This is a genomic window from Sulfitobacter sp., assembly GCF_036961165.1.
In the GTDB taxonomy this organism is placed as follows: domain Bacteria; phylum Pseudomonadota; class Alphaproteobacteria; order Rhodobacterales; family Rhodobacteraceae; genus Sulfitobacter.
The window spans coordinates 28603-42221 of sequence record NZ_JBALVJ010000034.1 but is presented as its reverse complement, the minus strand read 5'-3'; the positions used below and the strand labels follow the sequence as shown (position 1 = coordinate 42221).

Annotated in this window: 14 protein-coding genes; 5 read left to right on the top strand and 9 right to left on the bottom strand. The window is 56.8% G+C overall.

Annotation, left to right across the window (positions count from 1 at the left end; genetic code table 11):
* The 6 genes from V7730_RS14325 to V7730_RS14300 all read right to left on the bottom strand — a co-directional run.
* Nucleotides 1–212 (bottom strand): Rid family hydrolase (locus tag V7730_RS14325; RefSeq protein WP_335748281.1); only part of this gene is annotated, 212 nt, incomplete at its 3' end.
* Between the two features lie 13 nt (nucleotides 213–225).
* Complete coding sequence (locus V7730_RS14320; protein ID WP_335748280.1) at nucleotides 226–945, bottom strand: DUF3726 domain-containing protein; 720 nt, start codon at nucleotides 943–945, stop codon at nucleotides 226–228.
* Nucleotides 942–2618, bottom strand: a complete 1677-nt coding sequence (locus tag V7730_RS14315; RefSeq protein ID WP_335748279.1) for a hypothetical protein — start codon at nucleotides 2616–2618, stop codon at nucleotides 942–944. Before V7730_RS14315 ends, V7730_RS14320 begins: the two co-directional genes overlap by 4 nt.
* A gap of 66 nt (nucleotides 2619–2684) precedes the next feature.
* Nucleotides 2685–4205, bottom strand: a complete 1521-nt coding sequence (locus V7730_RS14310) for a BCCT family transporter (RefSeq protein ID WP_335748282.1) — start codon at nucleotides 4203–4205, stop codon at nucleotides 2685–2687.
* A gap of 73 nt (nucleotides 4206–4278) precedes the next feature.
* A complete protein-coding gene (locus V7730_RS14305; protein WP_335748278.1) occupies nucleotides 4279–5292 on the bottom strand; it encodes a membrane dipeptidase in 1014 nt (337 codons plus the stop codon).
* On the bottom strand, nucleotides 5289–6740 hold the full coding sequence (locus V7730_RS14300) for an aldehyde dehydrogenase family protein (protein ID WP_335748277.1): 1452 nt from the start codon (nucleotides 6738–6740) through the stop codon (nucleotides 5289–5291). The genes V7730_RS14305 and V7730_RS14300 overlap by 4 nt, the downstream gene beginning before the upstream one ends.
* A gap of 90 nt (nucleotides 6741–6830) precedes the next feature.
* On the opposite strand from V7730_RS14300, the gene V7730_RS14295 reads away from it, so the two are divergent.
* The 3 genes from V7730_RS14295 to V7730_RS14285 all read left to right on the top strand — a co-directional run bounded on the left by V7730_RS14295 (nucleotide 6831) and on the right by V7730_RS14285 (nucleotide 9730).
* Nucleotides 6831–7703 (top strand): LysR family transcriptional regulator, encoded by an 873-nt coding sequence (locus tag V7730_RS14295; protein ID WP_335748276.1) that lies wholly within the window; start codon nucleotides 6831–6833, stop codon nucleotides 7701–7703.
* A gap of 474 nt (nucleotides 7704–8177) precedes the next feature.
* Complete coding sequence (locus V7730_RS14290; protein ID WP_335748275.1) at nucleotides 8178–8654, top strand: lytic transglycosylase domain-containing protein; 477 nt, start codon at nucleotides 8178–8180, stop codon at nucleotides 8652–8654.
* Nucleotides 8655–8800: 146 nt separating this feature from the next.
* On the top strand, nucleotides 8801–9730 hold the full coding sequence (locus tag V7730_RS14285; RefSeq protein WP_335748274.1) for a calcium/sodium antiporter: 930 nt from the start codon (nucleotides 8801–8803) through the stop codon (nucleotides 9728–9730).
* A 54-nt stretch (nucleotides 9731–9784) separates the two neighbouring features.
* Here the strand turns inward: V7730_RS14285 and tig are convergent, their stop codons facing one another.
* Both tig and V7730_RS14275 read right to left on the bottom strand, forming a co-directional pair.
* Nucleotides 9785–11116: a trigger factor gene (gene tig / locus V7730_RS14280; RefSeq protein ID WP_335748273.1), complete on the bottom strand. Its 1332-nt coding sequence runs from the start codon at nucleotides 11114–11116 to the stop codon at nucleotides 9785–9787.
* Between the two features lie 122 nt (nucleotides 11117–11238).
* On the bottom strand, nucleotides 11239–11523 hold the full coding sequence (locus V7730_RS14275) for a DUF2312 domain-containing protein (protein WP_335748272.1): 285 nt from the start codon (nucleotides 11521–11523) through the stop codon (nucleotides 11239–11241).
* 114 nt (nucleotides 11524–11637) lie between these two features.
* On the opposite strand from V7730_RS14275, the gene V7730_RS14270 reads away from it, so the two are divergent.
* The gene (locus tag V7730_RS14270) at nucleotides 11638–11877 is read left to right on the top strand and encodes a hypothetical protein (protein ID WP_335748271.1); all 240 of its coding nucleotides are present in this window, start codon (nucleotides 11638–11640) and stop codon (nucleotides 11875–11877) included.
* 53 nt (nucleotides 11878–11930) lie between these two features.
* On the top strand, nucleotides 11931–12353 hold the full coding sequence (locus tag V7730_RS14265) for a TIGR01244 family sulfur transferase (RefSeq protein WP_335748270.1): 423 nt from the start codon (nucleotides 11931–11933) through the stop codon (nucleotides 12351–12353).
* Nucleotides 12354–12381: 28 nt separating this feature from the next.
* Here V7730_RS14265 and V7730_RS14260 read toward each other — a convergent pair whose 3' ends face one another.
* Entirely contained in the window at nucleotides 12382–13542 is a 1161-nt protein-coding gene (locus V7730_RS14260; RefSeq protein WP_335748269.1) for a FliM/FliN family flagellar motor C-terminal domain-containing protein, read from the bottom strand.
* Nucleotides 13543–13619: the final 77 nt, after the last annotated feature.

The window sequence follows — 13619 nt, the reverse complement described above, 5'->3', positions numbered from 1 at the left end:
CTTTGGCTAAAGACTAAAGTGTTGCGTCGACCCGTTGAAATCGCTGCACTAAGCTCATTCACGACGGCGTCCAGCTTCGCAAAGACCTGCTTGGTCTGTTCCGTTATATCAGCCCCGAGATCATCAGGGACCTGTCCGGCAAGAAATGCGATGTCACCAATGCAGACAGCTTGGCTCATGCGGGGGCCGGGGTTCAGCCGTTTCAGGGTCATTGCTATATCCATTTTAATCGTTGTCGGTTGTTGTTGATCCGGCGCCAGCGCGGGAGCTTTCGGACGATGGAACTGTTGTGCGCATAGCCAGTGAAGTAAGCGCGGTAACCGTCTCTGCCGAGATATTGGGGGCTTTGACACTTTTCGGCGTCTGGGGTTTGCCGAACCGTGCAGTTAGCGTGATGGGCACCTGAAGCCCATCAAGCGCGGTTACCGCTTGCTCAAGAACCTCGGCTCCACCGTCCAGACCTGCTGATCCACCTGTCCACGCGATGTCAAACAGCATGTCGGTTGCTGCGGCTACCCCCGCGAGAAACGGGATCAGTAGAACGGGGTGATCCACTTTCCCGATCTGGAGTGAGGACCCAACTTTGATCCCTTCGGGAAGCCCCGCATAATCGCAAAGCGTCGCCCCCAAAGCGATTGGGCAAAGTGCGCGCCCCGCCGGAGCCTGCCACGCACCATGCGCTACGGTCGGGCACAAATCGCTCCATGGTCGGCCCTGCGCCTGATCAAGATGCGCAAAGAGATGCCTTGGCCCGTTGATGCCATGCTGAACCAGCCATGCGGCAGCAAACCCCGCCTCTTCGGCCAGGCCCCAATTCATTCCAGCGCCACGTGCGGCTTTCATGCACAAGGACGCGACCTCGTTGCGCGAGAGGGCTGCCGAATGGCCATCTTTAATGCAAGGTGTGGAACCCCCACGCGTCTGATCATGTGCTGCAGTCGTCATTGCGCAATCTCCTTTTCCATCTCGTCTGGGAAAGGTGCGCCTTGAAACAAGTTGATGCGGACCCAGCGATCTGATCTGGGATCGAACCGTGTCGCGCCAAAGAATGATAGTTTGCAGCGCAACAGATCGATGGGCAGCATGTCCGCTGCGATCAAGTTGTCGTGGACCTCTGCGAAGGGATGGTTCTGCGCGATTTGAACACGTCTTATCATATAGCGATGCTCTGGATGAGCCAGCAGGACGGCTGCGACAGGTTCATCGCCATCCCGCTCCTGCAAGGTCGTGTCCAACTCCGCTGCTAGGCGAGCAATACACAAGGGCTGCTCTAACGTCGCTCCGTCTTCGGTCGCGCGTTCGCCCAATCGAGGTTCAAGTTTTTCTTCCGACACGTACCAAAAACGCGCGATGTTTTCGGGGGTCGTAAAGTCGACGGACAGCGCCCAGCCATAGTTTTGCTTTAAGATGCCGCGCATTTCCCGAACACACATCGCGCCATTAATACGGAACGAAGGGGCCTCATCTGCGCCCATGCAACCGGCAAGGTCATCGACCAGATCGCCATGCGGTTCCAGCATGATGGATAGCAACGCCTCCTGGCCTTCGAAAGACAGGGCATCGGCACTCCAGCGCCACAGCGCATCCCAAGGGCGCGGTTGATCGAAATTCCAAACGTCCACCGACTCTGACAACAGCCGCAAATCATCACGCAGTGCTGCCAGTTTGGGCACCTGCACCGGATGCTGTGAGGTCCATACTGCAGCGTTCTGGATTGCAGCATCAAGGGCCGCACGCAGTCCCATGATGGCCGCTGGTGTTGCATCTGCTTGCGCACGCACACGAGCCAATGCTTCCTCTCGGGCCATCATCCAATTGTTCAGCAAAACGGGGTGACGCACGATAAAGGGTGCCATGCCCAATCCGGTTGAATTGCCAACACCAAGGGTGCGGCGCAGGTCTCGATCAAGACGAACCGCACGATCACCCCCTTTAACCGCCGCCATGTGTTCTACGATATCGACCGTAAATGCGCGGATGAGCCAGACCGTCAGCATTTCCACTTGGAAAGGCGCTGCCAGTTCAGGACGGTCAGCAATGTCAGCGCGGTCGGCAGCGCCAAATTTCCCTGAGCCGTACACAGCAGTCGTGCGCATCAGATATCCGGTATCCGCAATTTCGGCAGGGTCAGGTTGATGACCTTGCGACAAAGCTGAGACCACGTGGTGAAACAAGCGGACGGACCGGTTGGCACGGGCCAGCGTCAGTTCACGCGTGGTGATCCGGCCTGCTTCCTGAAGCGGAACATTAGCACGCAAGCGGGTAATATCGGCGTCTGTCGGTTCACCGTCAAAAAGGGTAAAGGTGGCATCCCAAGCGGTGGCAATCACCCGATCAGAGCGCATGTCATCGGGGAGGTCATGAGCAAAAGCCACAAGGCTGTAGGTGCGTTCGCCGCAGCGCGTGCGGTAGACCGCATGGCCGCGACCCATGGCATCGACCTCCCAAACGGGGCGATCCACTTTCCAGTTTTCGCGGTGCAAGCGGCGCAACATCGTACGCAAGAAAGACAGGCGGGTCGGGTGGCTGCATCCCATCCGTTCAAGGTGCATGACCTCGGACGCGGGGCGGCGGAACGGCGCGGTGTGTGAGGTCGCAGTATGAGCAGATTGGGACATCGTCGGTACTCCAGTCGGTCAAAGTTGCAAAGGCGTGGCAGGCTCAAGACCCGCCACGCCGTATCGTCAGGCTTGGACTGTCTTTGCTTCGCGTCCCAGCATTAAAGTGATGCGCAGCGCATCCCAAAGCGATGGTAGCAAGATTAGCGATACTGGCACTGCTGTCACCACGATAAAGCTTTGCAGCTTGCCGATGCCCCCTGCCCCTGTCGAGATCAGGATCAGCGCCATGACACCCATCGTGATACCCCAAAATGCACGCAGGCTGCTGGAAGGCTCACCCTCAGACATCGTAGATGCGATCACGTAGCTCATTGAGTCGCTTGTGGTGGCGACGAAACACATCGTCAGCGCTAGAAACAGAACCGAGAGGATCAACCCCATTGGCATGGCCTGAGTGATTGCCAGCAGGCCGGCAGGCAAGTTGAACCCTTCGAAGGGACCGGAAATGATACCGGGCTGTGCAATTTCGAAGAAAATACCGGACCCGCCGATGATCGTGAACCAGAAGTTGGTGATAATCGGTGCGACGATGGACAGCATGATGATAATCTGGCGGATCGAACGGCCACGGCTGATGCGCGCGATAAAGATCGCCATCAGGGGTCCGTAACCCATGAACCAACCCCAGAAGAACACGGTCCACCAACCCAACCAGCCGGGATCGCCGAACACACCTGCATCTCCGCGGTAAAGCGTCATATCAAAGAAGTGCGTCAGATAAATTTTCATACCCCCAAAGAACCCCGAGAAAATATCGGTGGTGGGGCCTGCGATAAGCATGAACACCAAAAGCGCGATAGCAAGGATCACGTTGATCCGCGACAAAAGCTGAATGCCTTTGGCCAAGCCCGTGATTGCCGAAATTGTATAGATCCCGACAAGCGCCATGACGGCGACGGCCTGAGTTGCGAAGTTGTCTGGAATACCTGTGAGTGCATTCAGCCCGTAGGACATCTGCAACCCAAGAAAACCGATTGGTCCAACGGTGCCCGCAACCACGGCGATGACACAGGACGCGTCTGCAATCAAACCAATCGGCCCGTGCAGCGCACGATCTCCGAACAGCGGATACAGCAGGGTGCGTGGTGCCAAAGGCAGGCCCTTGTCGTAATGGTAATGCATTAGCATCACAGTAGTCAAAGATCCGAGGATGGCCCAAGCCAGAAAGCCCCAGTGCACGAAGCTTTGGGCAAGAGCCGCATTTGCGCGCGCTGTCGTATCACCTGAAAGATCGCCAAAAACCGGAGGGGTGGAAAGGAAATGCGCGATGGGCTCACCCGCCGCCCAGAACACGCCACCCCCTGCAAGCAGGGTACACATGATCATTGAACCCCAGCTGAACATTTTGAATTCCGGCAAGGCCAGCCCGCCCATCACGGTTTTGCTTCCTGGCAGAACGCACAGCAGAAGACCGATCAAGAATGTCGCAAGCAAAAGAACCTGCCAATACAGGCCAAAATATCGTGCGGAAAAACCGAAACTGGCGTCGACGAGCCCGGACAGCCCATCAATATCGAATAGCGCATAAGCGCAGAAAAGTGCAATAAACCCTCCCGTTATCGCAAAAAGCGCCTTATCTATCATGCCGGATGGCGGCTTTGTCTGTGTAGTTGTTGTGGTCACTTGCGTTCCTCCCAGAACTTTTGTGCCCCGCGCCTTATTCGGCGGCGCGGTCTGATTTGGTTGGGGGCGCAGCCTGCGCCCCGAAGCTTTTCTCGAAGAAGGCGTGCCAGTTGTTACCCATCACGCCATCTGTTGTTGCCTCGTCCAACCCGGCAGCGCGCAAACCTGCACGAAGCCCTGCCAGATCGCGGTTGTCGTGGAACCAGTCGGGCATCGCAGGAAAGCCTGCGTTAGCCGCATTGCCTTCCCCGTAATCAATCGTCTTGGTCCAGCGCCCGACACGCATCCATTCAACGATGCTGTCCGGCTGGTCCTGACAAAGATCTGTGCCGATCCCAACTCCCTTTGGACCGACCAGTTCAACTGCACGTGCAGCCATGTCGCACCACGATTGCAAAGTGCAACCACTGCCGTCTTTCAGGTGATGCGGATAGACCGACAATCCCAGAAACCCGCTGCTTTCCCCAAGCGCGCGCAACAGATCATCCGATTTATTGCGTAGCGCTGCGTGCCAACTCGCGGGATTGGCATGGCTTATGGTGATAGGCCGTGTCGAATGCTCGATTGCCTCGAACGTGGAACGCTCACCTGAATGGCTCATGTCGACCACAAGCCCGACGCGGTTCATCTCTGCCACCACAGCGCGCCCCATCCGCGTGAGGCCAGTATCCTCATCCTCGTAACACCCCGAGGCCAGCAGCGACTGGTTGTTATACGTCAGCTGCATGAACCGCAGACCCAGCGTATGCATGATCTCGACCAGCCCGATGTCATCCTCGATGCACGACGGGTTTTGCGAACCAAAGAAGATCGCCGTGCGCCCGGTATCGCGGGCCAGTTGCACATCAGCAGCGGTGCGGCCCGGAAAAATCAGAACGGGATACTGCTCAAACCAGCGGTTCCATTTTTCGATGATCAGGACTGTTTCGCGAAACGTCTCGTGGTACGTGATCGTGACGTGAACTGCATCGAGACCGCCATCGCGCATCTGGCGGAAAATCTTTTCCGACCAGTTGGCATATTGAAGACCGTCGATAATAAAGCTCATTCTGGCTCTCCTGCGGACACATAGGCAGTTTTGACGGATGTGTAGAATTCAGCCGCATAGGACCCCTGTTCGCGCGGCCCATAGCTGGAGGCACCACGACCACCGAACGGCACGTGGTAATCCGTGCCCGCCGTCGGCAGGTTCACCATAACGCAGCCTGCGCGCATGTTTGCGCGGAAATGACTGGCCCGCGACAAGGACCGCGTCATGATGCCCGCCGTCAAACCGAACTGCGTATCATTGGCAATCGCCAGCGCTTCGGCATAGCTGACTGCTTTTTGCACACAAGTGATAGGGGCAAACATCTCTTCACTGTTGATCTGCATGTCATTGCGGGTATTCTCAAAAATGGCGGGAGCCATGTAATAACCGTCCGTTGCCCGCTCCAGCCGCTCACCACCACAGAGCAGCTCTGCACCTTCGGACTTCCCCGTCTCGATGTACTCAAGGTTCTGGGACAGCTGGCCTTCGCTGACGACCGGACCGATCTGGGTTCCGTCCTCAAGCGCGTGACCAACTTTCAAAGCCTGCGCTGCGGCAACCAGCTTTTCAACAAACACATCATGTACCGAAGCATGCACGATCAGGCGGCTGGCAGCGGTGCATTTCTGTCCTGTGCCACCAAAAGTCGACCCAGCAGCATGAACAACCGCCAGATCAAGATCCGCGTCGTCCATCACAATTAGCGGGTTCTTCGATCCCATTTCCATCTGAACTTTGGTCATGTTCGCGATTGCGGCAGCAGCGATGCCGCGGCCGACAGGTACGGACCCTGTAAAGCTGATCGCATCAACCTGCTTGCTCTCCACTAGGCGCTGCCCCACATCGCGGCCCGCACCGGAGACGAGGTTGAACAGACCTTTGGGGATATCCTGACGGGAGATGATCTCGGTCAACGCTACAGCGCTGGCAGGCGTGACATTCGCAGGTTTCCAGACGACCGCATTGCCAAAGGCCAACGCCGGCGCGATCTTCCAGGCAGGTGTCGCAACAGGAAAATTCCATGGGCTGATAATGGCGACAACACCAACAGGTTCGCGGCGCACGTCGATCTCAATGCCGGGGCGCACGCTTTCGGCCAGATCACCGTGCTGGCGCAGGACCTCGGCCGCGAAGTAGGTAAAGAACTGACCAGCGCGATAGACTTCACCCTTGCCCTCGGCCAACGGCTTGCCCTCTTCGCGTGACAACAGCCGTCCAATTTCCTCCGCGCGCGCCATCATTTCTGTGCCAATTGCCATCAGAACATCATGACGCTTTTGAATACCGGCTGCCCACCAAACTGGTTGCGCAAGCCGTGCCGCTGCAAGGGCTTCGTCCAAAAGGGATGCATCGGCCTGCGCATAAAGCCCGATCAGATCAGACGTGTCGGATGGACTGCGGTTCTCGATGTGTGATGCGCCGTCTGTCCAAGTGCCGTCGATATAAATTTGGGTGCGTTCGGTCATAGTCATCTCCAGATTGCCTTAGCGTCACCTAGACTTATTCAACCGATTCAGTCATTCTTTAAAAACTGAATAAAATTACAGGTTTTCTGAATGTCGCTAAAGCTGGAGATGCTGCGGGTCTTTCGAACGGTCGCCGAGACGGGCACGCTAGCCGCCGCGGCGATAGAGCTGAGCCGCACGCCCTCGGCGATTTCTATGACCCTCACGCAACTTGCCGACGACATCGGAGGGCCACTGTTCGAGACTGACCGTAAAAGCCGCCTGACGCCGCTGGGTCAGTTGGTACTGGAAGAGAGCCATAGGGCCATAGACGCTTTCGATAAAAGCACTCAGGCCATCCGGCGTCACGCCATCTCGACAACAGGGATTGTGCGCATTGCTGCGGTGCCTTCGGCAACAGTGTCGTTGCTACCAGATGTGATCGAGGTTTTTCGCAAAACCCATCCGGACGTTCGCATCGAGATCAGTGATGTCGATACCCCAGCTGTGCGCCGTCGCTTTCAGCGTGATGAGGCTGATATCGGGATCGTCTCCGCCCGTCCGGGTGAAACATCAGAGGGAGACCTAATTTTGTGTGACGATCTGGGCATCGTTTGCGCAGAAGGCGGGCCGATCCATACTGCGCATTTGGCTGCGGGCGGCTCATCTGACTGGAGTTTACTGGCGCATGAGCCCATTATCGCGAACCCGCTGTGCCGCCTTGTCAACGATCCATTGGTAGAAACGCTGATGGCGAACAGCACGTTGGAGGCGCGTAATACAACGGCAATCCTATCTTTCGTCCGTCGTGGTTTCGGCGTGAGTATTTTACCATTTGATGCAGTTAGAAGCCAGCCGGATGGAATCGAATTCTTCGTACCATCAAACCCGATCTGTCGCCGCGAGTTGAGAAAAATAAGGCCTGATAACGATTTCCAAAGCGATGCTATTGAGGCTTTCTGGCGCCTATTGAGCGATACTTAAGAAGCCTAGTTTTAGGGAACATAGCTCACTGTAATGCTCAAAGAACACCCAGACATGGGCACTTGATAAAGGACTACCAACTATACAACATTTTCGGCATGTCACCTAAAGCTGATGGGATAGAGGCATAGATTGCAGGCCCCATTAGGGTCAGCGGTCAAAACCACACGAACGGACCAGACGCATCATTGCCCTGACAGATGCGCAATTCTGATCAAAAACGTCTTGCTGGGCGTGAGCTATTCGAGGATGGCCTTTCGCTCTACTACCCAAGATCGGCAAGCTGTGCTCGAAGCGGACGTTGGCTGCTTTAGCGCGAATGTCTGACAAGGACTGTCGCATTCATGAGTTCAAGCTGTCCTCCGACTTTGACGATCATCATACGCGGAAGCATGCCTGCGGAAAATCCGCGTCTTGCCGTGGGCTATTGATGCATCCTAACGTTCCTTTGATACAATCTCGCAGGAATTGCCGATGCCCGCTTTTACCCGCCGTTCTTTCCTAGCCCTCAGTGTTGCAAGCCTCTCAGCTTGCGCAGCCAAGGCCCCTCACTCTCCATCTGGATCGCGGTCCATCCCCCTTCACCCAAACGAGACCCCAGCATTGCGCGCGTCGATCAACCATTGGGCCGATCATTACGAAATTCCACGTAGCCTTGTGCACCGGCTAGCCATCCGTGAAAGCACCCACAATCCCGCCGCCCGCAATGGCCCTTACTACGGATTACTTCAAATCCTGCCGCAAACGGCACGCACCATGGGCTTCCGCGGGCAACCGCATGACTTGCTTGAGGCGGACACCAACCTGAAATTTGCGGGCAAGTACCTGCGCGGTGCGTGGCTCGTGTCTGACGGAGATGAGGCCACTGCCATCGGCTGGTATGCGCGCGGTTACTATTATGAGGCCAAGAAGCGCGGCATGCTGGTAGAGACCAGCCTGAGGTCTGGCTGAGCCACAATAGAGGGCTGTTGATCGGTCAGCGCAGACCATATTTCCGATCGCTCCTTGTGAACATCCCTGCCCCGCCCAATCTGCGTGAAGTACCGTTTGTCTGCCGGACGTCCGGCAGGTGCAGCTACGGTTGCGCAGGGCGCATCATGACATTCTTTCTCTTTTGTTTAGCAGGCTTGGTAGGTCTTTTGTTTGGTGGCACCTTGCTGGTCCAAGGTGCTGTGAGCATTACCGCGCGCCTTGGCGTCTCTCCCCTGCTGATCGGTGTGGTGCTGGTGGGATTCGGGACCTCCACGCCAGAACTTCTCACCAGCTTGAATGCCGCCCTAGCTGGCGCGCCGGGGATTGCCACAGGCAACGTGGTCGGCAGCAACATTGCCAACATACTGCTGATCCTTGGCCTAACGGCGCTGGTCCGGCCTGCGCTGCTGGACCGTCAGATGATGGTGCTGGATGGTGGCGCCATGGTGCTGGTCACGCTGACAGCAGTGCCCATGCTGCTGTCAGGGATAGTCGGGCGCATTGATGGCGCGATCCTTTGCGCAGCACTAACGGTCTATCTTATCGTACGCCTGCGCACAGGCGGTGAAGTCGACGACGTTGTAGACCTTGAAGCCCCCTCGCCATTGCAGCGCGCCTTGGTGATCTTTGCCGCCGGTCTGGCTGTGACATTGATCAGTGCGCACCTTCTGGTCCTCGGCGCGGTTGGCTTTGCCCGCCAGCTCGACATTTCCGAAGCCATGATCGGTGTGACCATCGTTGCTATCGGCACTTCCCTGCCAGAGTTGGTGACTTCTTTGATTGCAGCACGCAAAGGTCAAAGCGACCTCGCTATTGGCAACATCCTTGGCAGCAACATCTTTAACATCTCCGGCATTCTAGGTCTAACCGCCCTAATCCACCCTCTGGAAGTCCCTGCGTCTATTTACGGCTATGACCAATGGATCATGGTTGCCGCCACATTGGCATTGATGATCGCGGGCCTTGTCTGGGGACGCCTTTCACGGCTCACTGGTGGAGTGTTTCTGCTGGCCTACGGGGGGGGGTACATCGCAACACTTGTGCGATCCCTTTAAAACGAAAAAAGCCCCGCAGTCTCCTGCGGGGCCTTCATAATTCTCGTCGACAGCTTACTCTTCTTCGAGCGCTTCGATAGACTTCTGCAGCTCATCCTTGGAGACTTCCTTGTCGGAAACTGTCGCCAGACCAAAGATGTGATCCACAACCTTATCTTCGAAGATAGGAGCGCGCATCTGCTGCTGCATCTGCTGGTTTTGCTGCACGAATTCAAAGAACTGGCGTTCCTGACCGGGATACTGACGCGCCTGGTTCATAATCGCTTGCGTCATCTCGGCGTCAGTCACCTCAACTTCGGCTTTCTGGCCAAGCTCGGCAAGCAACAGGCCCAGACGCACGCGGCGTGCGGCAAGCTTCTTGTGCTCGTCTGTGGTTTCGATCTCGGGGTGATCGTGGCCCTGAACCTCAGGGTTGTCTTCGTGCCAAAGCTGGTGCGCGATCTGGCCCGCTTCAGCATCCAGCAGGGATGGCGGCAGGTCGAAATCAACCAGCTTGTCCAGCGCGTCCAGCAGGCCGCGCTTCATCACAGCGCGCGACGCACCTGTGTATTCTGATTCCAGACGCTCACCGATCTGAACTTTCAGCGCAGCAAGGTCTTCGGCGCCGAACTTCTTCGCCATCTCGTCGTTGATCTCGGCTGCGACAGGTTCTTTCACTTCTTTGATCGTGCAAGAGAACACAGCCTCTTTGCCCGCCAGATGCTCTGCCTGATACTCATCGGGGAAATTGACGGTCACGTCTTTTTCTTCGTCAACTTTCACGCCAACCAGCTGCTCTTCAAAGCCGGGGATGAAGGAGTTGGAGCCCAGCACCAGCGGGTAATCTTCCGCGGAACCGCCTTCAAACGCTTCGCCGTCAACCTTGCCGAGGAAATCCATCACAACCTGATCGCCGTCTTTGGCTTTCGAGCCTTTCTTGCGTGCTTTGAAGTCTTGTGCGGTTTCGGCCAGCGACGCGAGCGCTTCGTCGATCGACGAAGCGTCTGCCTTCACAACCATTTTCTCCAGCTTGATGGAGCTCAGCTCAACTTCAGGGATCTCTGGCAGTTTTTCGTAGGCCATATTGACCTCGACATCTTCGCCTTCTTTCCAGTCTTCGTTGGTCATCTTCACATCAGGCTGCATCGCAGGACGGTCACCGGAAATCTCGAAGTGCTCGTTCATGGCACCATCGATGGCTTCTTGCATGGCTTCGCCCAGAATGCGCGGGCCAAACTGCTTTTTCAGCAGCGCCATAGGCACTTTGCCCTTGCGGAAGCCCTTCATCTCGACTTCGGGCTGTGCTTCTTTCAGCTTCTCGCTCACCTTCACTTCCAGCTCGGCGGCTGTCAGTGTGATGGAATAGCCGCGTTTCAGACCTTCGTTCAGCGTCTCTTTGACCTGCATGTGTGCTCCATAGAGTTTGGCCGCGCTTTTGCACGCGGGGCAGAAAATTTGTGCTCTTCTATTGGCGGGGGCCGTTGTGTGCAAGCACCGTTTCACCCCTGCCAAAGGTCAAGCGCGCCAGATTACATCCCCAGCGCTTCTTTATACATGTCCATCACCGCTTCTTCTTCAGCGATGTCATCTGGCTCACGCTTGCGCAGGGCGATTACCTTGCGCAGAATCTTTGTGTCATAGCCACGTGATTTCGCCTCGGCCATCACTTCTTTTTGCTGCTCGGCGAGGTCCTTCTTTTCGGAGTCCAGACGCTCGATCCGCTCAACGAACTGGCGCAACTCGTTTGCTGTAACGCGGTAGTTTGCATCACCTGCGTCCTCAACGGGCGCGGGGTTTGTGCTGAATTCGCTCATGTGCTGCTCCTTGTAGTGCAGGGGGGCTACTGTGTAGGGCGCCTTGCTAACCTGCCCCCCGCGCCCCTGCAAGGTGCTCTTGCCGCGCGCGGCGGATTATCCTATGGCTCGCGCATGGAAAATTCTGGCTCCTCCCTGTTCGAAGCGCTCATCTGGGCAGGCAGTGCGATTTCGCTGCTTGGTCTACTGGGCCTTGTTTATTGCATCATACGCGTGAGCCGCGCCAAACGCGCGCAACTGGATGACGAAAGCATGCGTGCCCTGCTCAAGAAAGTTGTCCCGATCAACCTTGGGGCGCTGTTTCTGTCCGTCATCGGCTTGATGACTGTGATCATCGGCATTTTTCTAGGCTAACTCGGGTGTCGCGCCTTCTGGACAGCCCTTCACCTGCGCTATAGGTTACGGCCATGGATATCAGACAACTTACCCCCCGCTATTTCGTCGCCCCGCAGATTTCGCCGGAGGATATGGCCGCCTATAAAGAAGCGGGCATCACGCGAATCCTGTGCAACCGTCCGGATGAGGAAGTGCCGCCCTCGCTAGGCGCCGACGCCATTAAGGCTGCCGCCGAAGCAGCTGGGCTTGAGTTTGCAGTCCAGCCCCTAACCCATTCAACGATGACCGAAGAAAACGTGATGCGAAACCGCCAGATTGGCCTCGATAAAGAGGGGGTCACGCTGGCCTATTGCGCGTCAGGCACAAGGTCCAGCATTGCTTGGGCACTTGGCCAAGGCGGTTTGCAGTCTGCGGACGATATCATCAAAGCTGCGCATTCAGCAGGCTATGATCTGGAAAACATGCGTGGCTATCTGCAGCAGCACGAAAGCTAAAACAGCAACACGCTGACTTGCAGACCTTCTACCAGCCTGCCTGCTTTTGCGACGAGTCTTCGGCGGCGTCCTCTTCCTGCGCTTTCAAACGTGCCATTTGCGCATCTGCCTCCTTTGCCGCAGCGTCCATGTCTGGCATTTCCGGCAAGTCATCCATATCGCCAAAGATATCGACATCCGCCATCTCTGGGAGCGCATACGTATCTTCTGCAGGCTGCAAACGCCGTTCATTCGCCGAGGTAGCGCCAGAGGTTACGTTTGGCAGGTCTAATTCTTCACGGTCCGAGGCGCGCCTGCGTGGCTCTGTATACTGCTTGGCTTGTTTCTGTTCGACCTGAAGGGCGCGCATACCTTCGATCTGGCCCAGCGTACCTCGGCTGATTGCGCGCCCGCTCGCATCAATGATCAGCGCGTGGGCCATGGTGGAAAGGTTGAGATCAAGCACTTCACCTGCTTTGAGCGCTCTGACCTGTTGCAACGGCATTTTGAAGCGCGTCAGAGCGATTGTCAGCTCTGCGTGCAGCCCCAGAACATTTTGCCCCAGCGTCAACATTGGCGCAGCGGGACTGGTGACCTCCCCTGTCTCTTCCTTCTCGGAAGCGATGTGTCGTGGCTGCGGCAAGATCAATGTCAGTTTGCCCACGCGCGCGCCTGCCGCCATGTCCAGCGTCATCTCGATGACCTGATAATCATTGGCGTCCAACGCCAATTTGGCCTGACGTGGTGACTGTGCCCATACGCCGAACCGGTATCCCTTCAACAGCGTGGCATCGGCCTCTTCCTCGGGCATGAGGGCGGCATTGCGCATTAACAATTCGATAAAGGGCGCACAAAGAGCAGCATCGGTTGTGGTATGGCCCCGCGGCGCTTCGCCCTCAGGTAAGGGATGAATTTTACCCATGGTTTGTTGCTGGATCAACCCTGCTACCAGAACATGATCCAGCACCGCCGCCGCGACCTGTGTGCCCGGGCCGTCCATCAACAAGATGAGCGAGGTCCCCTCCAGACAAGCCGTCATGTCATCCGCACCGCAAGTCTTGCGGGTAACCCCCAGCGCACTAAGGGCCAAAGACATCAACTGATCACCCTGCTTTGCCGCGGTTAACCGCAAGGCGCGCGCCAAAGACATTTCCCGCGCGGCATGTGCCTCACGACCTGAACGCGCCTTGCGCTGTACCAGTGATGTCATCTGCTCCGCGCTCATATCAGTCGCTGTCCCATGCCCTGTGCCCGGACGCTACCGAAGGTGCCAACGTACTGTTACGG